Genomic DNA, 19,658 nt, shown 5'->3' on the forward strand with positions numbered 1-19,658 from the left:
ATGTGAAGTAAAAGGAGACTTTCTAATGAATAACTATCAAGAACTTACAAAAAAACAACTTTCATTCTTTCGCAGCGGTAAAACAAAAGACGTTGCGTTCCGTATCGAAACGCTAAAGAAATTAAGAGAACTTGTGGTACGTCATGAAGACGACATTTTAAAAGCAGTAAAAGCTGACCTTAATAAACCAGAGTTTGAAGCAAAACGTGCAGAAGTTGGCCTTGTGCTAAGCGAAATTGACTTTGCAGTTAAGAATCTCGCAGAATGGGCAGCGCCAAAAGAAGTAGAAACACCATCTACTCACGCTGGAGCAAAAAGCTACATTTATCAAGATCCGTACGGTTTAGCTCTAGTAATTGCACCTTGGAACTATCCGTTCCAACTTGCTGTATCACCGGTAGTAGGCGCGATTGCTGCAGGAAACTGCGTGGTGTTAAAGCCTTCTGAATTAACACCTCACACGTCAAGCCTTCTTGCTAAGATGTTTAATGAGAACTTCCCTGAAGAATGCATGACTGTAGTCGAAGGTGAAGTGGAAACAAGCACGGCTTTACTAAAAGAAAACTTTGATTACATCTTCTTTACAGGAAGTACAATGGTCGGCAAAATTGTGGCAGAAGCTGCAGCTAAACATTTAACTCCTGTTACGCTTGAGCTAGGCGGAAAAAGTCCTACAATTGTACACGAAGATGCAAATATTGAAGAAGCAGCAAAACGTATTGCGCGCGGAAAATTTGCAAATGCTGGTCAAACTTGCGTAGCGCCAGACTACATTCTTGTTCAACGCAATGTAAAAGACGAGCTGCTAGCTAACCTAAAACAAGTCGTAACAAACACGTACGGCGAAGATGTTTCACAAAATCTAGACTTCCCTCACGTAGTGAGCGAAAAACATTTTGATCGTCTTAACAGCTTCTTAACAAACGGAGATATCGTTTTTGGAGGCAAAACGGATCGTTCTCGTCTGTTTATTGAACCAACTGTTCTTGACAACATCTCATGGGAAGACAATGTGATGCAAGATGAAATCTTTGGACCAATTCTTCCAGTCATCGTATACGATGAAATCTCAGAAGTAATTGAAGCAATCGTAAAACGTCCAAAACCATTGGCACTTTATCTTTTCTCTGAAGATGAAGCAGTCCAAGATCACATCTTAAACAGCGTGTCATTCGGCGGCGGTTCTATTAACGATACAATTAACCACATGACGTCTCACTACCTTCCATTTGGCGGTGTTGGTGACAGCGGAATGGGTGCGTATCACGGAAAAGCAAGCTTTGATACATTTTCACATGCTAAAAGCATCTTAAAACGTTCAAATAAATAAAGAAAAGAAAAGCCGACGTCACGAGTTGACTTCGGCTTTTTTACTTCTTCATTTGTTTAGTTATTTGTTCATATTGTTCTTCCTTTTCTGTAGAAATAGCTAAATCATAAAGAATATGTAAAAAATATTTTTTATCTTGAACAAATAAATATTCTTCTTCAAAGCCTTGAGACGTGTAGACGGCAAACTCCCAAATGTTGTCGTAATAAGCTGGCCCAATGGCCTCAGCGAGATTTCCAAGCGTTTTAAGCAGCTCCATTGTAATGATAATATTACGTCTCGCATAGTGGCGGATATTAGCAAATCCATCATATAAAAAGTCCTCAAACTTTTTGTCTGGTATCACCATTCGTATGACGCCTTTATCATCAACTAAGTAAGAAGAAAATTGGCTAGCGTCACAAATTTCCCGAAGAATATCGCTAATTTGGTGAATGGAGTTAACCGCCGTTTTGAAGTCATCATTTCCTAGTGATTTAATCGCCATCTCCACAAACTTCGTAATAATATACGTAGTGTCTTGAATATCAGTTTGAGATTTCCCTACATGGACATATTGGTGAAAAACGGTGCAATCTATTTCATCGTGCTCTGTCGAATCTCTATGCCAATAATAAAACAATACGGTTCCGCTTAGCACATAATCCCCTACTTCACGCTCCATTTTTATAACTAAATTATGCTCTTTGGCACAGTGAATCAATTGGCTGTAGTTCACTGTTTGAATATAGCCAGATGTTTGAATACATACCGGTTTTTTTCTCCTTCTGGAAAGGAAAATTGTTCGCTATGACTAGACTGCGTTCGATGAATCTCCAGTTCCTCTCGAATCGTTGTCTTAATTGCTTTTATGGACGCTGTTTTCACCGATTGAGTCATATGATTTACTTGCAGCCACTTCACAGAGTGATTAATAAAGTAGACAAACGTGCCCGCACTAAAAACCGATAGCGCCGTCGTCACAAATGGAATCGCAAAATATCCGTCTACTTGTGAACTGTTTAAAAAGAGAAAGACAAAAAGTGTATACAAAAAACTCCCTATAAAAATCCCCAGAATTCGCTGAGTAGATTTAGAAGAAGCAAAGTTTTTTAACACGCGAGGAGAAAACTGAGCTGCAAAGGATGTAAACACAACAAGCATTAAATTAAAGGTAAACGTCGTAATCGATAGAATTCCGGGCATAATCGTACTCACTAACGTATTCGTTAAATCCATGTTGATTGAAAAAAATGAAGGAACTTTCTCTCCTACTTTACAGTAATAGTCAAGAAACAGCGTCAGTGCAGCTAAAAGAACAGAAAAAAGAGCATAAATTAAGGGGCTAAACCATATTTGGCTATTTAACTCATCTTTGAACGCACGAGGAGAAAGCTGTTTCCTTGCCGCTATCCATCTAAATGTATTCATATAAGACCTTCCTTTTTATTTGTAAATCTCTAACTTTTTTCTTAGTTCCCTAAATTTTTCTGATTATGCTTATATAATGGAAAAAAATCTTTTTTTAAGATATAGGTACACAAAGCAAAAAAGCCAAACAGGTTCTATACCTGCTTGGTTTTTTACTCTCATCTTCTCACCAGCCCCGGCTCGCTCCGCCGCCTCCAGAGCTGCCGCCTCCCCCTCCGCGAGGACCGCTTCCACTGCCGCCACCTCCGCCGCCTCTTCCTCCAAACATCACAAGAAAGTTTAGCAGAAATTGCGTAATCGCTCCTTTAAAAAAGACGAAGTCGATAATAAGCAAGCCCACAATAACAGCTGCAATCAGCAGCGTTTGAAGAGTTGTTAAATGAACGCCGCTATCAGAGGGAGGATCTGCTTTTGGTGCTTTTTGTTCAAAATCTGTTCCTAAATCATACTCTTTTACGACTTGGTTATAAACAGCTTTGTATGTGCTTTCTAGGGCTGTATCGTATTTACCATTTTTTAAGTTAGGAATGGCATAAGAGTCGATGATTTCTCCAGATTTGATATCGGTGATGGCTCCTTCTAACCCATATCCTACTTCGATTCGAATTTTTCGTTCTTTTTTAGCAAGTAAAATAAGAACGCCATTGTTCAGCTTTTCATCACCGAGTTTGTACTTTCGAAACGCTTCATTCGCGTACTCTTCTACATCCGAATCACCTAATGAATTCACGGTAAGAATCGCTACTTGAGCTTTCGTTTCATCATCTAACTTTCTGCCCATTTGATTTATATCAGCTTTTTCCTGATCGTTTAATAGATGAGCAAAATCTTGAACGTAAATATCGCCTACCGGATTTGGAATATCAGGTGCAGCAAAAGCAACGCTTACCATATTACATAAAAGAGACAATAATAAAGCAAACGAAGCAAGAAATTTCATCACTTATCGCTCCCAAAATCAACTTTGGGCGCTTCTTTTTTCTTCATTTGTTACTTCAAAATATGGCTTTTTTTCAAAGCCAAACGTACCCGCTAAGATGCTTTTAGGAAATCTCTTAACCGATTTATTGTATTTTGCAACTTCATCGTTATAGTCTTTACGCGCTACAGCGAGTCGATTTTCCGTTCCTTCTAAACTGTCCATTAAGCTTCTAAAGTTTTCATTCGCTTTTAAATCCGGATATTTTTCAACCACTACGAGCAGGCGGTTTAATGCACCGCTTAACTGTTGATTAGCATCAGCTTTGTCTTCAGGAGTTTTAGCTCCCGCTAGCTGCGCTCTTGCCTGAGTGACCGAATCAATTGCTTCCTGCTCATGCTTAGCATAGCCTTTCACGGTTTCCACTAAGTTCGGAATTAAATCCGATCTTCTTTTTAGCTGATTATCTATTTGTGAAAATTTATTGTCTACATCTTCCTCTGCGCTAACGAGGCTGTTGTAAGAGCTCACTCCGTAAATCACAAAAAGCACTAACACAATGATCGTAGCGATCAAACCTTTGTTTTTCAATGTACTACCTCTTTTCTTCATCAAAATTATGTATCTACTTACTAGTACGAACCAAGCTCTAAAAAGATTCATTTTTTACCAATTTTATTAAGAATAAACAGATGAACTAGCGTGATAATGTGCCTATAACGCTTCTTTTTATAGTCTCTCCTCTTTCTGGCACATGTCATACCTTACCACCTTTTTACCATTAACATAAAGAAATTAGTTTTAGCGTACAACAATGGAAAGCTCAAATGCTTGTCCAGTATGCGCCTAGAAAAAAGGCAACTAATAAGCAGCTTATAACCTTATTTGGTATAAGCTGCTCATTTTTATATCTGATTGCCATATGCGTTATCAATATTCGCTAAATCTGTTTGATCAAATATATCCGGATCCAGGTTCGTATTTTTCATTCGCGCACAAGCAGCTGAAATGTCTCCATAGGTTGAGTTAATTCCAACAGATTTAACATCCGCTGTGTGTCCGTTGTGAAGAACTTCTCCAAAATTCATCGATCCGTTTCTCGCCATACCATTAATTCTTGTGTTACAGATGTTAATAACTCCTGCCATGACCATACCACCTTTTCTTAAAATGAATTCATACATCGTATGCTGTGACAAGCCTATGTGTGAAAGGTTTTCAAGAAGTGAAAAGCAAGGTACAAATACTAGTGAAATTATTCATTTTACCCTTCTTCACCCAAAGTTTCCACATGTTTTTATGCTTTTTCTGTTACAATAAATGCATAAGTTATTTTTCATCCATATTGTTTGAAGGAGGATACGTAATATGGACGAGCCAAAAGATATTCAACCTAAAGTAGAAAAAAGTTTCGAACTGATTGGCAAGAAGTGGACAGGATTAATCATTTATGTACTTATGAGCGGTCCTAAACGCTTTAGTGAATTAAATGAAAGTATACCAGCCTTAAGCAGAAGGCTTTTGACAGAACGGATTAAAGAGCTTGAAGACCACGGAATCGTTGTCCGAAATGTCATTCCGGACCGCCCTATTCGTTCTGAATATTCGCTGACTCAAAAAGGAACGGAGTTAGGTAAAATATTAGGGCCGATTAGCCAGTGGGCAGAAAGCTGGGTCCAAGATTAGTTTTCGTTATTAAAATTACTCCATAGAAAGGATGAGCATCATGGCAAATGTTCTCTATATTACTGCACACCCTTTAGCTGAAGACGAATCGCTTAGCATGGCTGTTGGGAAAGAATTTATCGACGTGTATAAGCAAACACATCCAGAAGATGATGTGGTTCATTTAGATCTATATCAAGCAGATATTCCATACTTAGATGCAGACGTATTTAACGGATGGAAAAAGCTTCGTTCTCACTCTTCCATCCAGGATTTATCAACCGATGAACGATTAAAAGTGGGACGATTAGCCGAACTAGGCGGACAGTTCGTACTCGCTGACAAATATATTTTTGTTACGCCAATGTGGAATTTTTCCGTTCCTGCGATTATGAAAACGTACATTGATGCGATTACCGTGTCAGGCAAAACCTTTACATATACAAAAGAAGACGCTCAGGGATTGCTTAAAGGAAAAAAAGCAATTCACATTCAATCCCGCGGAGATGTGTATTCAGAAGGCCCTGAAATGGCAAGAGAAATGGGCCATCGTTATTTAGAAATCATGATGGACTTCTTTGGAATCGAAGCGTTTGAAAGCATTATTATTGAAGGGCAAGTGAAATTCCCGGATCAAATTCCGCAAATTAAAGAAAAAGCACTCCAAAAAGCCCATTCAATGGCCAAGACGTTTTAAATTCAATAAAAATCAAAAAGACCTCGAAACCGATCGAGGTCTTTTTCTTTTCTTTCCTCCTTTCTATCTTATATTTCCCTTGAAATAATCCACTCTTTCTAAATCGTTCTACGCTAAAAATATGTCTTAAATGAACCATTAAATGCTGTTATTTTTTGTTACTATTAATAACGCACGAAACAAAAATACACGATTTTTTTTTTATTTTTTTATTATCTACGTTCTAAAAAGATAGTTCCTCTAAATGAATAACGTTTAAAATCACGCTTTAAAATGAAATAAACTCTTATTTTTAAAGGATTTAGCCACAAAATCCAAAAGCGTAATACTCTTAAAGACGTTTGTGAATATGATAAAATCCAATAAAAAACCTTTGACTAAATTTGTTACGTAAGTTACTATTAATAACGTAGTAGATGTTTTCGAACATATTATCTTTAATTCACGAAACAACATTTATATATTGAAGACAGAAAGGTGAAAAGAATTATGGCAAAAGTATTATATATTACAGCAAACCCTAACGATGCTACGCAATCATTCAGTATGGCTGCGGGAGACGCATTCATTAACGAGTATAAAGAAGTAAACCCAACGGATGAGATTGTTCACGTTAATTTATATCAAGAACATATCCCTCACATCGACGGTGATGTATTCAGCGGATGGGGTAAACTTGGAAGCGGCGCAGAATTTGATGCGCTTACTCCTGAAGAACAGCGCAAAGTTGCTCGCTTAAACGAGTTAAGTGACCAATTTGCTCAAGCAGACAAATATGTATTTGTTACACCAATGTGGAACTTCTCATTCCCACCAGTGATGAAAGCATACTTAGATGCTGTAGCAGTAGCTGGAAAATCATTTAAATACACAGCAGAAGGTTCTGTAGGTCTATTAACAGATAAAAAAGCGTATCATATTCAAGCAAACGGCGGTATCTACTCTCGCGGCCCTGCTGGTGAACTAGAAATGGGTCACCGCTATATGCGCATTATGATGAACTTCTTCGGGGTTCCTTCTATCGGAAGCCTATTTGTAGAAGGACAGGCTGCAATGCCAGATAAAGCACAAGAAATTAAAGAAGACGGCATTGCTCGCGCTAAAGAAGCTGCACGTACGTTCTAATAACAAATATAAGCATAAAAAAAGGAACATCTCCCCATGTTCCTTTTTTTATGCTTGCAATTATATCTTTGCTTCCCCGCGCAGCAGCGAATAAACATATGTATCAAACGGGAGGCCGTTTTGAAACATGTACTCTCTTAGCGTCCCTTCCTTTTTAAATCCTAATTTGCTCAACAAGGCGATAGATCCACTATTTTGCGTAAACACAATCGCTCCTATGCGGTTTAATTGAAGTTCGTTGAAGCCATAAGAAATTGCTTCATGAACGGCTTCTGTTGCGTATCCTTTGTTCCAGTGCTCTGGAAAAAGAGCATAACTTACGTTTGCTTTCCTATGCTCAGAATACCACTCTTGAAACCCTATTGTTCCAATCAGCTTTTCTTTTCCTTTTAGCTGAATTCCCCATTTAATTAATCGCTTTTCTTCGTAGCCTTTGGAAAAATTCTTAATGATCTCCTTCACTTGGTCGATCGATTCTAAAGATTTTTGCCCGTAATAGCGCAGCACCTCTTCATTAGAAAAGCATTCTAAAATCTCACCCGCATCATTTTCTACAATTTTTCTTAATATCAGCTGTTTTGTCTCTAATTCCGGAAACATTTTCTTCCCTCTTTCCTGCGCAGCTTATCTATCTACGGTAAACCATACTATTCTCCTCTCAACTAGCAATATCCTGCTAAAACCTCACCCGGGAGGACTCATTTCCTATCCAAATAGTCGATTTACAGCGGAGATAGTGGTATTTTATATAGTGGGCATAAGTTGCCTTTTATCAGCACAGAGGGGGTGAACGCAGAAATGAACCAAGATAAAGAATTGCTGTCCACGATACACGCTCTTCAAAAAGAGCTGCAGCAAGAAAAAGAAAACCGTGCGTATATGCAAAAAGATATGGACGAACTAAGAAGCGCTTTATTACAATCAGAACAAGTAAAACAAAACTTAATTGATCAGCTAGAAAAGAAAGTCGATTTGATTTTAACGTTGATTCAAAAAGGAGACGCATAAAGGAATGGATTTTTTTAAAAACAGCAAAATACTATACACTATTGTAGCACTTGTTATTGCCCTCATCGCTGTATCTACCAACAATTCGCCTATTTCCCTCATTCAGCAGCATGAAAATTCAAGCAGCACATCGAGTAGCACATCGGACAGTACATCAAGTAACCAATGCTCTGCAGAGACTCAAAGCGACAGGTTATTTACCGGCAAAGAACTTGTCTTACAAGAAGGAAATGATAAATACGGATATTGCCACATTGTCGCCCATATGCAAAAACCAGGCGTTGACAATTATCAAGGGAAAAGCCAATTCAGCAAGTATTTAAATGAAAAACAAGCGATGTCTATTGCTGAAGAAGTCATCAACGAAGGTGAAGACGGCACCAACAATAAATCTGGCAACTACGTTAAAGAAAAGTATATTAGTTCTTTAAACCAAGAAGTTAGAGTTGTGTATACTGACTACAGAGGCAAAGACTACGACTACAGCGTAACGACCATGTATCCAATTGGTCATTAATAATAATGCAGTGAATAAAAGCAGGCGCATGCCTGCTTTTTTTGATTTTACCTCTATTTATGATTTACACCTTTAAAAAAGTCTCTGTAAATTTACAGTAGCACTTTTACCTCTTGGACATATTCTAAATGTAAAAAAGAAACAGCCCCTGGATCCTTTTTTTAGAAAGAGGTTAAAAAATGAGTAACAAGTACAGAGTTAGAAAGAACGTATTGCATTTTACCGACATGGAAAAAAGAGATTTTGTTCGTACCGTGCTAATACTAAAGGAAAAAGGGATATATGACCGCTATATAGCTTGGCATGGTGCAGCGGGTAAATTTCATACTCCTCCGGGCAGCGATCGAAATGCAGCACATATGAGTTCTGCTTTTTTGCCGTGGCATCGTGAATACCTTTTACGATTTGAACGTGACCTTCAGTCAATCAATCCAGAAGTAACCCTTCCTTATTGGGAATGGGAAACGGGCCATTTGGTCAAAACTTTAGAGATCCGATGTATCCTTGGAATACAATTCCTGAAGACGTTATGAACCATCGAAAGCTTGGGTACGTATACGATATAGAATTAAGAAAATCAAAACGTTCATCATAACCACTCTAGAAACAGCGGTATGCAATCGAAAACAGGTAAACCCCTTCCCTTCTGACATAACTTATAAGGCCACAAGCACCGTAAAACTCACTGCTTCATTTCCATTCACCATAAAATATAGTTAATTAACCATAATTGGGCTGTGAATAAGCTTCATATGAGGACCTTGGAACATATGAATAAGTTATTAAAGCTTTATAAAAGTTTTATAAATGAAGGGAAGATATCAAAATGCATAATAACGTAAACGCACCTTTTGGTTCTAATGAAAATATGCCGTTCTCACCTGCTATGGCTCACCACGGCTATACAGCTCCTGCTTATGAGCATATGATGCCACACTGCGGATATTCAATGCCTGACTATGGATATATGGTTCCTGAATGTGGATATGGCGTTCCTCATCATGGATGTAATGGTTTCGCCATTATCATCGTACTGTTTATTTTACTCATTATTATTGGTGCATGTGGTTGCGGTTTCTGGCACGATGAGTGTTAACCTAAAAAACTCCAGTATAAATACTGGAGTTTTTTCATGTTTTAATAGCTACAAACCCTATAACGTTTCATCCAAATCTAGCGGTCTCAGCTTCTCTTCGATCTCTTTGCGCTTCGGCTCTAAAAATGGCGGCAGGGCTAATGTTTGGCCCATCGTTTCAAGCGGTTCATCGGTCGCAAATCCAGGTGTGTCCGTTGATAATTCAAATAAAATGCCGTTTGGTTCTCTGAAATAAAGTGCTTTAAAATAGTATCGTTCTACTTTACCGGAATTCGGCAGACTGTTTTCATTTAATCGACTTGCCCACTTATTGTATTCTTCTTCATTTGGAACACGGAATGCAACGTGATGAACGCCACCGCGCCCTAAGCGAACTTTCGGCAAATCGGGTCTCGTTTCAATATGAACTTCGGCTCCGCTTCCGCCTTCACCTGTTGCATAAATCAAAATATCTCCATGATCTCCTGCAAGAGATGGATAAGAACCCACGTAGCGAAATCCCATAATGTTTGTTAGTACATCAACAGTTGGTTCTGCCGTGCCCACCGTTAGCGTGACCGGTCCTAAGCCGATAATCGCATGTTCTAACGGAATGTCTTCGCGCTTCCACGGCACGCCTGCTCTTACCCCTTTTTCACCGTTATCCGCGACAAGAAGCAAACGTGTCCCTTCATAATCTTTAAATGCTAACGTATCACGATTAGCTCGTTTAGCTATTTCTTCATATTCCACTCCGTACTGCTCGAAGCGCTCTTTCCAAAAGTGTAAAGAATCCGTGCTTTTAACGCGAAGCGAAACAGTCGAAATGTCAGATGAACCTTGATGCGTTCTTGCAAGCCCCGGAATATCAAAAAACGTTACTTCCGTTCCTGGCGTCCCTTCCCCATCTGCATAAAACAAGTGGTAAGACTGAGTGTTATCTTGATTCACCGTTTTTTTTACTAATCGCATGCCTAAAACTTTGGTGAAAAACTGATAGTTTTTCTCAGCTTTCCCCGTCAAAATAGATACATGATGCAACCCTAACAATTCCATCTGCTCCGCCTCTTTTCGTAATATATAAATTTTTTAACTTTCACTAAAATTATCTTTAATTTAATTATCTCTAATTAAAGATAATTTTAAAGGATGTACAGACTGTTTGTCAATAACAAGAAAATGTTGTGAACATAAAAAAGAAACTAAACACATAGTTAGTTTCTCTTTATCTTCCCTTTAACAAACTGCTGATCTTTTCCAACAGCGGTTACTTCTTAAGCACGCGCTGCACATTTTGCTTCATCAGCTCCGCAATTTTCGTTTCATTTTCACGAGACGTCTGCTCTAATTTTTCTATGACTAACTGCTGTCTTTCGACTGAATGATTTTGACTTATCTTTTGTTTGCCTTCCATTTTGCTAATGTCGATTTTAAACCCAATGATTCCTTTGCTTAAACCATTCATATAAGCAGGATCAACTTCATTTAGTGTATATGTACTGCTCGGGCTTTCATATTTCTCCACCATCTTCCTCAGCAGCCCAAGCAGTTCTGTTGGTTCTTCAATCATTTTCATGGTGCCATACACGTGAACAGCTTCATAATTCCATGTTGGTACAGCTTGATTCGTTTCATACCAAGACGATGAAATATAACAGTGAGGCCCTTGAAACACAACCAAAATTTCTTGATTTTCAGCATCTTTCCACTGCTGATTCGGCCGAGCGAAATGTCCGTATAAAGCTTTTTCTTTCCGGTTTAACATCAGGGGCAAATGAGTAGCATAAGGCTTTTCATTATGATATGAAAACAAAGTGGCGAATCCATTGTCTTCAATAAAATCATACATTATTTGTTCATCATTCACTTTAAAATACTTTGGAATATACATCGGCGCTTCTCCTTTATTTCTTATTTAGTAAAAGATATAATACTATACGTGTTTACAACAGCGTCAGTTATGAACTTTTTATGGAGGTCAGCAAACATTTAACCATTTATGAACCGATTTTTTAAGAAGCTTATGCTATACTGCTGCGATGTAAACCGCTGATTTTTTATATGTATTTATTTAGCACATGATGCAATTAGATGCATGTTAGTTAAATAAAGCTTCAGGAACTCAAAAAAAGAAGAGCTTGTTTAAAACAGCTCCTTTCTCACGTTTATCTATACAATTGAGGATTTATTTCTCATTTGATAGGTCCGCCTTTGGCTATATGCCACTCAATGACGCGGTCCGTTAAACGATCGTATACGTCGTCTTCTAAATACGGATTTTCTGCCGAAGTGAGCAAGGTGTGAACATCGGCTTTTATTTCGGCTAACATAGCCGCGCTGAATACATCCGGGTCATTTAATACGTCTAGTATATATAACACTAGCATCTCAAATCCGCCGTCCCAATTGGCATTTCCGTTGCCTTGAGCTTCACAGCGAAGCTTTTCAATGGCTCGGATGACCTCTCCTTCTACGATATCCGACTGTCCATTTCTCGGAACATAGTTTAACCATAGTTCTTTTGCTTCGTCAAAATATTTCATTCTGCACTCCTTCTTTCAGAATTTTATTCCTTTTTATTTCTTTGATTCATTGCCGTTCCAAAAGCAACTCCTAAGGACGTTCCGATCGCAATACCGAACCCAATATTATCCATCAACATCCCAAGAGAAGCCCCCATCGCAACGCCCAGACCTAATCCCATTCCTAGATAATCTGTCTTTTTCTTTTCTTCAGACAAAAAAACCTCTCCTTTTTTCTACTGTTTTATTGATACCTTTTATACGTAAAAACCGCGCTAAAAGTTTCATAAAAATGGAAAAAAGCAGTCGCTGTAACTGCTTTTTATTTTTAGATGATGAGCTGATAAACGGCCCCTCCGAGCAGCAAAACCGACGTAAGTATGCAGATCACCCCAAATACGTACATCGTTTTACGTGCAGAAAAATACAAACAACTCAACAGGGAAAGGTATCCAAAACTTAAGAAAAGGGCATTTTAAAAGTAACGAAATTTTTCTTACTTAAAAGGATGGATTACATTGACACCAAACCAACAGGAATATCTAAAAAAAATACATAGCATACAAGAAAATCTAGCCAAAGCGTGGGCTGAATATTGGCATCACTACTCCAGTCCAGGCTCTTGGCAGTTTTGGGTTACCTTGGGCGCTTTTATTTTGCCTTTAGTCATTCTCTATTTTTTTATTGATCGAAAAAAAGCCTTTCATTTAGGGTTTTATGGATTTAACGTGCACGTTTGGTTTCACTATAGTGACACCGCTGGAGTTTATAACGGGCTGTGGACGTATCCTTACCAAATCAACACAATCATACCCGTAAGCTTTAGCCTAGATGCTTCGCTTATTCCTGTCTCTTTTATGCTTCTTTATCAATGGACAATTAACCATCATAAAAATTACTATGTATATGCAACTGCTCTTTGTTTGTTTTTTGCTTTTATTTTCAAACCGTTATTAACAGGGATTGGCTTTTTCCAGCTGCATGAATGGGCTACTTACGGTCATTTATTTGTATTTTATCTCGGTGTGATACTGCTATCAAAATGGATTACCAATCTGTTTCTTTATTTTGAAAAACAGAATCGAATAGGCTAAGTGCACTCAAAAAAACGTAAGCCTCTTCAAAAAGACCTTACGTTTTTTGTAATTGTTTTATTTACTAGTTGCCTGCTTCCTTAGAAGGTAACAGGCTTTGTTTATCTCACAGCATTTTGCAGGCAGATCCTTTTTCTTGTGTTAATTTAGAACATGCTGCATCTAGCAATAATCAAACTTCTGTTAGTAGCGAAAATCTCACTTTTTCTAAGCCCTGCTTAAATTAGCGTTGTATAAGTCCATTAAACTGCTTAAATCATCTAACAATGGACAGTGACCCACACCTTTCATAATTTTTAACGTCGCATTTTCCCCTATGCCTTTCGCGATGTCAGATGCATCTCTTGTCGAAACCATCTTATCTTCATCTCCTTGAATAACCATAGTAGGAATCGTAATTTTTTCCACCTCTCCTGTCCCTTCCACAACACCGTTAAAATCGTTTGAAATATTAAATCTCATGAGTGCGTAATTGATATCAATTAAGTTGCGCTGCTTGATCGTTCCTTCTAAATATTTTTCAAATTGATCAGCAGACGGCTTATTTTTTGTATATAAAAATTGACGCAGCATCATTTTTAAAAACCATGTGTTTTTTGTTTCTTTTGCGTTTTCTACCATTCTAAATGCTTCTTTTACTTCTTCTTTGGTTTGTATAAAGTTGTTAGGAATAGGCAATTCTAGAAACGTTCTTCTTGGAATGGGATATCCTTTGATGTTGACGGAGCTTAAGAGAATTAAATTTTTGGCATCATTCGGATGATCAATCACATATTGCATAGCGACTGCTCCTCCTAATGACCATCCGCTTATTGTAAAAGCAGACAACTTTAAAGCATCTGCAAACAGTTTGACATCATCTGATAAGTCTTTGATTGTGTGGATAGGTGTATGATAAGTGGAGTCTCCAAATCCTCTTAAATCGATGGCATAAGCCGTGATATGTTCTGGAAGTTTGTTCATTAGCACATCCCAGTTAAGGGAAGAATTCATGTTTCCGTGAATTAACAAAAGTACCTCTTTTCCGCCTTTTTTCATTCGGTAATTTATTATTTCTCCATTTGATAATTCTACTTTTTCTTGTTCTAAAGCAGATACGGTCATCGCTATTTTCCTCTTTTCTTATATAATTAGAACGATCGGTAGCATTTATTTTTTAATACCCTATTTATCAAGATTTAAGCAGTTAGAAAGAAGTTGTGCAAAAGCCAAAATAATGCTATGTTGTTCTGTTTGCTAAAAAAGACAGCCAAATACGCGATTCGGCTGCCATTTTTATAATGAAGAAATATACGAATGAGCAACAAGGCCATTACTTTTTCGGTGCGTCTAATGCTTGATAGGCAAGCTGATATTTCCCGCCTTCAGCCACTTCTGCATGGTACAGAGCTTTAAGAGCAAAGTTTTTTTCAAGGCTGTGCTCTTTCATCAGTCCATTCAGCTTACCTTGCAGTTCCTGATTGTCTTTAATGAGCTGCTTCATCTGTGATTTTAAATATTTCATGGTGTCTTCCGCTCCTTTCACTTGATGAATATCTATCAAGTATATCACTTAAGGATAGGATAATGGTAAAACGACTTACAATTGAGCGATTAAATCTTTACCGCTCTGTTCTTTAAGCGTGCTACAAGCGGAACGACGATGATACCCGCTATAACCACTTGCATAACATTTCCCGGTATAGAGCCAAGCGGGAGGATCCAGTTACCGTAAAGAATCACTTCGGCAAAATAGTAGCCTACGATTTTCACAATCAGCGCAGCAACAACTGCCAGTGTGTTCACAAGTGCTCTTTTACCAGGTGCTTTTTCAGATATAAGACCTGCTAAAAAGCCCATGGCCCCTACGATAATAAACGTAAACGGCGCCCATGCTGTCCAGCCGGAGATCAGATCGAATAACCCCATTCCAAAAGCCCCTGCGATGGCTCCTGTTTTTTTGCCGTAAATAAAGGCTGCTATAAAAAGAGGAACGTTGCCTAAATGGATGAGGCCTCCGTTACCCATGATTGGAAGCTTTATGTTGATAAACATTGTCGCTACAAACGTCAGTGCGATAAAAAGCGCATGCATGGATAAAGCTTTGATTTTGGTTGATTCTCTTCGTGAGTATGTTGAATTCATCTGTTGACCTCTTTCTTTTTTTACTACTATCATACTCCTAATTACATACTTAATAAATACGTAAAACTATTTATTTAGTAAGGTATATCATTCTAGCAGCAAACAGGGATCCTCCAACTTCAAAAATTGTCCTATCCGTTCTTAAAAAAATAAAGCTGCCTCAGCTTCCTTTAGCAGACTGCGGCGCCTAATTTTTGTTATGGTAAAGAGTCTGTTCGGGCATAATATGAGCAAATCGTTCTTTTTCAAGAGTTGACGAAGGCTGATAAATATGAGAAGTTAGATGTTTGTAGAAATGAATGGAATAACCTAGAATTCCAGCGGAACCTGTTACTGTAATTGTACTGATATTGACCAAGTCCGTTCAGATTGTGGCAGTCATGATTTTTACATATAGCAAGCAAGTTATAGGAGGAGCAAGAATGGATAATAACGATATTTTAATTAGATTACGATATGCCTTGGATTTAAAAAATACAGAAATGGTAGAGATCTTTAATCTTGGCGGAGTAGACGTAACAAAAGAAGACGTATTAAAGATCCTTACGAGAACACCGGACGAAGAGGACGAGGATGCAGTTCATGCAGACGAACACATCTCGTGCAGTAACAGTATGTTAGATTCTTTTTTAAACGGTTTTATTACCTTTAAAAGAGGAAAACAAGACCCTAAACCAGGGCAAGCACCTCCAGCGCCGGTTCAGAGCAATCAAAATATGTATAACGTCTTATTAAAGAAAGTAAAAATTGCTTTATCCCTAACAAGTGAAGAGATGTTAGAAATATTCGACGACGGTGGAATACGTGTATCTAAAGCAGAATTAGGTGCATTATTAAGAAAAAAAGGCCATAAAAATTATAAAGCGTGCAAAGAGAATTTTGCTCGAAAATTCCTAAGAGGCTTAACCGTACAATATAGAGGATAAAATGATACACAATTTTTCAAATCAGAGTATCCATTATGAAATACGATATAAAAACCGAAGTTCTTTTGCAATTAAAGTAGACGGATACGGAACGGTCGAAGTCCTTGCTCCTAAAGGAACGTCTACTGAACAAGTACGTATGTTATTAGAGAACAACTGGGCATTGATTCAGCAAAAAATAAACGAAATGAAAGATAGAACGCATGGACCAAAGAAAAAAGTCTATGAACACGGAGAACGCTTTTTGTATGCAGGAAAAAACTATCCGATACAGATTCATCACGATTCGACCATTACAAAGGATTCTGTATTGTTTGAAGCGAACACGCTTCAGATTTATGTCAATCAGCACGACAATGAAGCGATAAAACAAGCGCTCAAACGCTTTTACTATCAACAATGTAAAGCGCTAGTAACCAAGAGTATCTCCTCCTATCAAAAACATTTTAAAACAAAGCCGCGCTCCATTTCGATTTCCGATAGCAAAAAAGCGTGGGGCACGTGTGATTCCAAGCGTCAGCTAACCTTTAACTGGCGGCTGGCAATGGCACCGCAGCACGTCATTGATTACGTAGTCGTTCATGAAATGTGCCACATGGTTCATATGAATCACGACCGGTCCTTTTGGCGTCTTGTCGGGAAAATCATGCCCAATTATCGTGAACAAGAGAACTGGCTGGAAATGTCGAGCTGGGAAATGACGGTGTAGTACCGCTAAATAAAAAAGAGCAGAAGCCCCAGAGGCATACTGCTCTTTTTTTATCTTTAACTATAGCGATATTTTCTTAAATCTTTTAAAATAGAAATTTCTTTTAATAATTCTTCTCCGACGTTTGTTTCTAAAACCATTTTTCTTTCTAGTTCTTTGTCAACCAATCGCTTTACGGATAAGACGTCCGTTCCTTCTAATAAAATCTCTTCTTTTGAATTAAAGTGTTTATGAGCGACTAGCTGCATGCCGTAAGAGTTATATAATAACGTGTATCCAGCAATCCCTGTTGTGGACTGATACGCTTTTGAAAAACCGCCATCAATAACAATCATCTTTCCATTTGCTTTGACCGGGTTTTCTCCTTCAATTTCTTTAACAGGCGTATGCCCATTGATAATATGACCATGATCAGGATTTAATTTAAATTCTTCCAGGATGTTTCGGCAGACTTCCTCATTTTCCCGTAAGTAATAATACGGATTCTTCTTCTCTTTATGCGTTGTTTTATCACTGATAAAATATCTTTCAAACGTGGTCATTGCACGTTTCCCAAAGAGTGATGAATATTCTCCTGTCCATAGGTACCAGACCATATCTGTTGCCAAATCATCCGTTTCTTCAGGATGTGCAAAAGCCTCTTGTAAATAATGTTCAAACACATCAAGTAAGTTGCGGCCCGCATACGTTTTATCTTCTATCGTCATTTTTTCCATGTTTCCTTCCTCATCTAAAGGAATGCAGCCGTGTATTAATAAGTTTCCGTTGTATTTCAAATAAAGGCTGCCTTTTTTCATAAGAAACTTCATATGTCTCGCCAGCTTTTCCGAATGCTGCACAGAAAGCAGCAGTCTTTCCATTACCTGCTCTTCTTCTTCTAATAGCTGATCAGGTTGCGCCGGATTAACCGTTGCAAAGCAGCTGTTTTCTAGTGGATACGTTTGTCCGTATATCGTAATTTCATTTTTATCATAATCAATTTTTTCAAGCAACAGCCTTTCTGACATATTAAAGAAAGGACGTCTTTTTATAATCGGACTTTCAAGCTTGAACTGAATCATCGCAATGGCCTGATGAATTTTCGTAATTTGCAGTCGCTCGTGATCGGATAGTTTGTCACTCGAGCTTACTTTTGGTCTAAAAGCAGGATTATCATCATAATATTTCTCCGCCAAGTTAAGCAGCGGTCTCAGGTTAATGCCATATACGTCTTCAATAATATCTAGATTGTCGTATCTCGCGCAGATACGAATAATATTGGCAAGACACACTTTCGAACCCGCAAAAGCGCCTAACCATAGCACATCATGATTTCCCCACTGAATATCAACGGAGTGATAGTTAATCAGCGTATCCATAATTTTATCCGGCTCAGGTCCACGGTCATAAATATCCCCTACTACGTGCAGATGGTCCACAACCAATCTTTGCGTCGTATAAGCAAGCCCTATAATAAGCTTATCGGCTTGCCCCAGAGAAATAATCTGCTGAACAATTTTTGTATAGTACTGTTCTTTATTTGTAAATTCATCCGTTTTATATAGCAGCTCTTCAATAATGTACACAAATTGATCTGGCAATGCTTTACGCAGTTTAGAGCGCGTGTATTTAGAAGAAGCGTACGAAATGAGATTGAGCATGCGATCGATGATTTCTGTATACCATTCATATAGTTCTTTTTTGTTTCGAAACTGCGCTTTAATCAACGGTAATTTTTCTTCAGGATAATACACTAATGTCGCAAATTCATTGATTTCTTTGTCTGATAATACATTTTTAAAAAGGTCTTTGATTTTCTCTTTTACATTTCCTGAACCGTTTCGCAGCACGTGCTGAAAAGCTTGATACTCGCCGTGTAAATCACTGACAAAATGTTCAGTCCCCTTTGGCAGATGAAGAATAGCTTCAAGGTTAATAATTTCGGTTACCACTTTTTCTTCCGTATCATACTTTTGTGCAAGTAAATCTAGATATTTTGTGTTCAAAACTATGTATCCCCTTTCAACGTTCACCATTTAGTATAATCACCGTTATAACCCTGTAAGATAAATTGTGATTATAATGTTACGCACCTCTTATTTAACTCTTTTCTCTCCATGCCTCACCTCTTTATTTTAACCTATTTTACGTATAGGTAAAATGGTATAAAGTCTATTTGTCTATAAAGATTAACCAATCTTGTCCCCTTGAAGATGACAGCTAGCTGGTAACATAAAAAAACCTGCAGATCTCAGTCAGCAGGTTCGATACATATGAAAGAAGCGCACATAATTAAGAAAGTTTACTCCGACCTCTATACAATAACAGATTTTTTCTTCCCCCGCTGTGAGAAAACGCACAGCGCCAAGTCATTGCTGATGGTACGATAAAGATGACCTTTCTGAGACAGGAAAAGTCATCCTTTGTATTATATAAGAACCATCATTCTGTTGAATCTCTGTTCTTTTATGTTCAGAGATTTTTTCTGTTGGATTTGTTAGATGAAGAGAAAAATCATCACATTAATGTCCGCTGTTACCTTATCCACCTTAATTCTG

General features: G+C 38.0%; 24 protein-coding genes and 1 pseudogene. 11 read left to right on the forward strand and 14 right to left on the reverse strand.

Annotated elements, in window-relative coordinates; translation table 11 throughout:
• Positions 1 to 25: 25 nt before the first annotated feature.
• On the forward strand, positions 26 to 1,330 hold the full coding sequence (locus tag Q5794_RS17485; RefSeq protein WP_214986116.1) for an aldehyde dehydrogenase: 1,305 nt from the start codon (positions 26 to 28) through the stop codon (positions 1,328 to 1,330).
• A 40-nt stretch (positions 1,331 to 1,370) separates the two neighbouring features.
• On the opposite strand, the gene Q5794_RS17490 is transcribed toward Q5794_RS17485, so the two are convergent.
• The 5 genes and pseudogenes from Q5794_RS17490 to Q5794_RS17510 form a co-directional block, all read right to left on the reverse strand.
• The gene (locus tag Q5794_RS17490; RefSeq protein WP_374988219.1) at positions 1,371 to 2,048 is read right to left on the reverse strand and encodes a DUF2254 family protein; all 678 of its coding nucleotides are present in this window, start codon (positions 2,046 to 2,048) and stop codon (positions 1,371 to 1,373) included.
• Entirely contained in the window at positions 2,045 to 2,740 is a 696-nt protein-coding gene (locus Q5794_RS17495) for a DUF2254 family protein (protein ID WP_374988220.1), read from the reverse strand. Before Q5794_RS17495 ends, Q5794_RS17490 begins: the two co-directional genes overlap by 4 nt.
• A gap of 166 nt (positions 2,741 to 2,906) precedes the next feature.
• Positions 2,907 to 3,680: a TPM domain-containing protein gene (locus Q5794_RS17500; protein ID WP_374988221.1), complete on the reverse strand. Its 774-nt coding sequence runs from the start codon at positions 3,678 to 3,680 to the stop codon at positions 2,907 to 2,909.
• Positions 3,680 to 4,250 (reverse strand): annotated as a pseudogene (locus tag Q5794_RS17505) (LemA family protein). Before Q5794_RS17505 ends, Q5794_RS17500 begins: the two are co-directional and overlap by 1 nt.
• 314 nt (positions 4,251 to 4,564) lie before the next feature.
• Positions 4,565 to 4,807, reverse strand: coding sequence for a spore germination protein (locus tag Q5794_RS17510; protein WP_071272648.1), 243 nt, complete (start codon positions 4,805 to 4,807; stop codon positions 4,565 to 4,567).
• A gap of 220 nt (positions 4,808 to 5,027) precedes the next feature.
• On the opposite strand from Q5794_RS17510, the gene Q5794_RS17515 reads away from it, so the two are divergent.
• The 3 genes from Q5794_RS17515 to Q5794_RS17525 all read left to right on the forward strand — a co-directional run bounded on the left by Q5794_RS17515 (position 5,028) and on the right by Q5794_RS17525 (position 7,146).
• Complete coding sequence (locus Q5794_RS17515; protein ID WP_013058076.1) at positions 5,028 to 5,345, forward strand: helix-turn-helix domain-containing protein; 318 nt, start codon at positions 5,028 to 5,030, stop codon at positions 5,343 to 5,345.
• Between the two features lie 40 nt (positions 5,346 to 5,385).
• Positions 5,386 to 6,021, forward strand: coding sequence for an FMN-dependent NADH-azoreductase (locus tag Q5794_RS17520; RefSeq protein ID WP_374988222.1), 636 nt, complete (start codon positions 5,386 to 5,388; stop codon positions 6,019 to 6,021).
• A 489-nt stretch (positions 6,022 to 6,510) separates the two neighbouring features.
• Positions 6,511 to 7,146 (forward strand): FMN-dependent NADH-azoreductase, encoded by a 636-nt coding sequence (locus Q5794_RS17525; RefSeq protein WP_013058078.1) that lies wholly within the window; start codon positions 6,511 to 6,513, stop codon positions 7,144 to 7,146.
• Positions 7,147 to 7,206: 60 nt separating this feature from the next.
• Here the strand turns inward: Q5794_RS17525 and Q5794_RS17530 are convergent, their stop codons facing one another.
• A complete protein-coding gene (locus tag Q5794_RS17530) occupies positions 7,207 to 7,746 on the reverse strand; it encodes a GNAT family N-acetyltransferase (protein ID WP_214986122.1) in 540 nt (179 codons plus the stop codon).
• 198 nt (positions 7,747 to 7,944) lie between these two features.
• On the opposite strand from Q5794_RS17530, the gene Q5794_RS17535 reads away from it, so the two are divergent.
• The 4 genes from Q5794_RS17535 to Q5794_RS17550 all read left to right on the forward strand — a co-directional run bounded on the left by Q5794_RS17535 (position 7,945) and on the right by Q5794_RS17550 (position 9,767).
• Complete coding sequence (locus Q5794_RS17535; protein ID WP_014459119.1) at positions 7,945 to 8,154, forward strand: hypothetical protein; 210 nt, start codon at positions 7,945 to 7,947, stop codon at positions 8,152 to 8,154.
• 4 nt (positions 8,155 to 8,158) lie between these two features.
• On the forward strand, positions 8,159 to 8,671 hold the full coding sequence (locus Q5794_RS17540) for a hypothetical protein (RefSeq protein WP_192994536.1): 513 nt from the start codon (positions 8,159 to 8,161) through the stop codon (positions 8,669 to 8,671).
• A 179-nt stretch (positions 8,672 to 8,850) separates the two neighbouring features.
• Positions 8,851 to 9,204, forward strand: coding sequence for a tyrosinase family protein (locus Q5794_RS17545; RefSeq protein ID WP_374988223.1), 354 nt, complete (start codon positions 8,851 to 8,853; stop codon positions 9,202 to 9,204).
• A gap of 293 nt (positions 9,205 to 9,497) precedes the next feature.
• A complete protein-coding gene (locus Q5794_RS17550; protein ID WP_214986126.1) occupies positions 9,498 to 9,767 on the forward strand; it encodes a YjcZ family sporulation protein in 270 nt (89 codons plus the stop codon).
• A 57-nt stretch (positions 9,768 to 9,824) separates the two neighbouring features.
• On the opposite strand, the gene Q5794_RS17555 is transcribed toward Q5794_RS17550, so the two are convergent.
• The 4 genes from Q5794_RS17555 to Q5794_RS17570 form a co-directional block, all read right to left on the reverse strand.
• The gene (locus tag Q5794_RS17555) at positions 9,825 to 10,802 is read right to left on the reverse strand and encodes a ring-cleaving dioxygenase (protein ID WP_328245345.1); all 978 of its coding nucleotides are present in this window, start codon (positions 10,800 to 10,802) and stop codon (positions 9,825 to 9,827) included.
• A gap of 211 nt (positions 10,803 to 11,013) precedes the next feature.
• A complete protein-coding gene (locus Q5794_RS17560) occupies positions 11,014 to 11,637 on the reverse strand; it encodes an FMN-binding negative transcriptional regulator (RefSeq protein WP_374988224.1) in 624 nt (207 codons plus the stop codon).
• A gap of 301 nt (positions 11,638 to 11,938) precedes the next feature.
• Complete coding sequence (locus tag Q5794_RS17565; protein ID WP_214986132.1) at positions 11,939 to 12,289, reverse strand: hypothetical protein; 351 nt, start codon at positions 12,287 to 12,289, stop codon at positions 11,939 to 11,941.
• A gap of 23 nt (positions 12,290 to 12,312) precedes the next feature.
• Entirely contained in the window at positions 12,313 to 12,486 is a 174-nt protein-coding gene (locus Q5794_RS17570) for a hypothetical protein (RefSeq protein ID WP_214986134.1), read from the reverse strand.
• A gap of 300 nt (positions 12,487 to 12,786) precedes the next feature.
• Here Q5794_RS17570 and Q5794_RS17575 point away from each other — a divergent pair, with 300 nt between their 5' ends.
• Positions 12,787 to 13,362, forward strand: coding sequence for a CBO0543 family protein (locus Q5794_RS17575; RefSeq protein ID WP_374988225.1), 576 nt, complete (start codon positions 12,787 to 12,789; stop codon positions 13,360 to 13,362).
• A gap of 207 nt (positions 13,363 to 13,569) precedes the next feature.
• On the opposite strand, the gene Q5794_RS17580 is transcribed toward Q5794_RS17575, so the two are convergent.
• The 3 genes from Q5794_RS17580 to Q5794_RS17590 all read right to left on the reverse strand — a co-directional run bounded on the left by Q5794_RS17580 (position 13,570) and on the right by Q5794_RS17590 (position 15,486).
• On the reverse strand, positions 13,570 to 14,466 hold the full coding sequence (locus tag Q5794_RS17580; protein WP_374988226.1) for an alpha/beta fold hydrolase: 897 nt from the start codon (positions 14,464 to 14,466) through the stop codon (positions 13,570 to 13,572).
• Positions 14,467 to 14,674: 208 nt separating this feature from the next.
• Entirely contained in the window at positions 14,675 to 14,866 is a 192-nt protein-coding gene (locus Q5794_RS17585) for a hypothetical protein (RefSeq protein ID WP_013058089.1), read from the reverse strand.
• 89 nt (positions 14,867 to 14,955) lie between these two features.
• Positions 14,956 to 15,486, reverse strand: a complete 531-nt coding sequence (locus Q5794_RS17590; protein ID WP_214986140.1) for an ECF transporter S component — start codon at positions 15,484 to 15,486, stop codon at positions 14,956 to 14,958.
• Positions 15,487 to 15,908: 422 nt separating this feature from the next.
• On the opposite strand from Q5794_RS17590, the gene Q5794_RS17595 reads away from it, so the two are divergent.
• Both Q5794_RS17595 and Q5794_RS17600 read left to right on the forward strand, forming a co-directional pair.
• Positions 15,909 to 16,412 carry a DUF1456 family protein gene (locus Q5794_RS17595; protein WP_214986142.1) on the forward strand — a complete coding sequence of 168 codons (504 nt, stop codon included), beginning with the start codon at positions 15,909 to 15,911 and terminating at the stop codon, positions 16,410 to 16,412.
• A 1-nt stretch (position 16,413) separates the two neighbouring features.
• A complete protein-coding gene (locus Q5794_RS17600) occupies positions 16,414 to 17,121 on the forward strand; it encodes a M48 family metallopeptidase (protein ID WP_374988227.1) in 708 nt (235 codons plus the stop codon).
• 56 nt (positions 17,122 to 17,177) lie between these two features.
• On the opposite strand, the gene fbp is transcribed toward Q5794_RS17600, so the two are convergent.
• Positions 17,178 to 19,106 carry a fructose-1,6-bisphosphatase gene (gene fbp / locus Q5794_RS17605; protein WP_214986146.1) on the reverse strand — a complete coding sequence of 643 codons (1,929 nt, stop codon included), beginning with the start codon at positions 19,104 to 19,106 and terminating at the stop codon, positions 17,178 to 17,180.
• Positions 19,107 to 19,658 lie beyond the last annotated feature (552 nt).

Source organism: Priestia megaterium, from assembly GCF_041941685.1.
In the GTDB taxonomy this organism is placed as follows: Bacteria; Bacillota; Bacilli; order Bacillales; family Bacillaceae_H; genus Priestia; species Priestia megaterium_C.

What these genes read in the sequence shown, in the direction of transcription:
- Q5794_RS17530 (WP_214986122.1), bottom strand. Translation starts at nt 7,746, where the DNA reads ATGTTTCCGGAATTAGAGACAAAACAGCTGATATTAAGAAAAATTGTA.
- Q5794_RS17515 (WP_013058076.1), top strand. Translation starts at nt 5,028, where the DNA reads ATGGACGAGCCAAAAGATATTCAACCTAAAGTAGAAAAAAGTTTCGAA.
- Q5794_RS17550 (WP_214986126.1), top strand. Translation starts at nt 9,498, where the DNA reads ATGCATAATAACGTAAACGCACCTTTTGGTTCTAATGAAAATATGCCG.
- Q5794_RS17590 (WP_214986140.1), bottom strand. Translation starts at nt 15,486, where the DNA reads ATGAATTCAACATACTCACGAAGAGAATCAACCAAAATCAAAGCTTTA.
- Q5794_RS17510 (WP_071272648.1), bottom strand. Translation starts at nt 4,807, where the DNA reads ATGGCAGGAGTTATTAACATCTGTAACACAAGAATTAATGGTATGGCG.
- Q5794_RS17525 (WP_013058078.1), top strand. Translation starts at nt 6,511, where the DNA reads ATGGCAAAAGTATTATATATTACAGCAAACCCTAACGATGCTACGCAA.
- Q5794_RS17560 (WP_374988224.1), bottom strand. Translation starts at nt 11,637, where the DNA reads ATGTATATTCCAAAGTATTTTAAAGTGAATGATGAACAAATAATGTAT.
- Q5794_RS17535 (WP_014459119.1), top strand. Translation starts at nt 7,945, where the DNA reads ATGAACCAAGATAAAGAATTGCTGTCCACGATACACGCTCTTCAAAAA.
- Q5794_RS17585 (WP_013058089.1), bottom strand. Translation starts at nt 14,866, where the DNA reads ATGAAATATTTAAAATCACAGATGAAGCAGCTCATTAAAGACAATCAG.
- Q5794_RS17555 (WP_328245345.1), bottom strand. Translation starts at nt 10,802, where the DNA reads ATGGAATTGTTAGGGTTGCATCATGTATCTATTTTGACGGGGAAAGCT.
- Q5794_RS17595 (WP_214986142.1), top strand. Translation starts at nt 15,909, where the DNA reads ATGGATAATAACGATATTTTAATTAGATTACGATATGCCTTGGATTTA.
- Q5794_RS17485 (WP_214986116.1), top strand. Translation starts at nt 26, where the DNA reads ATGAATAACTATCAAGAACTTACAAAAAAACAACTTTCATTCTTTCGC.
- Q5794_RS17520 (WP_374988222.1), top strand. Translation starts at nt 5,386, where the DNA reads ATGGCAAATGTTCTCTATATTACTGCACACCCTTTAGCTGAAGACGAA.
- Q5794_RS17500 (WP_374988221.1), bottom strand. Translation starts at nt 3,680, where the DNA reads ATGAAATTTCTTGCTTCGTTTGCTTTATTATTGTCTCTTTTATGTAAT.
- Q5794_RS17545 (WP_374988223.1), top strand. Translation starts at nt 8,851, where the DNA reads ATGAGTAACAAGTACAGAGTTAGAAAGAACGTATTGCATTTTACCGAC.
- Q5794_RS17600 (WP_374988227.1), top strand. Translation starts at nt 16,414, where the DNA reads ATGATACACAATTTTTCAAATCAGAGTATCCATTATGAAATACGATAT.
- Q5794_RS17495 (WP_374988220.1), bottom strand. Translation starts at nt 2,740, where the DNA reads ATGAATACATTTAGATGGATAGCGGCAAGGAAACAGCTTTCTCCTCGT.
- Q5794_RS17565 (WP_214986132.1), bottom strand. Translation starts at nt 12,289, where the DNA reads ATGAAATATTTTGACGAAGCAAAAGAACTATGGTTAAACTATGTTCCG.
- Q5794_RS17540 (WP_192994536.1), top strand. Translation starts at nt 8,159, where the DNA reads ATGGATTTTTTTAAAAACAGCAAAATACTATACACTATTGTAGCACTT.
- Q5794_RS17580 (WP_374988226.1), bottom strand. Translation starts at nt 14,466, where the DNA reads ATGACCGTATCTGCTTTAGAACAAGAAAAAGTAGAATTATCAAATGGA.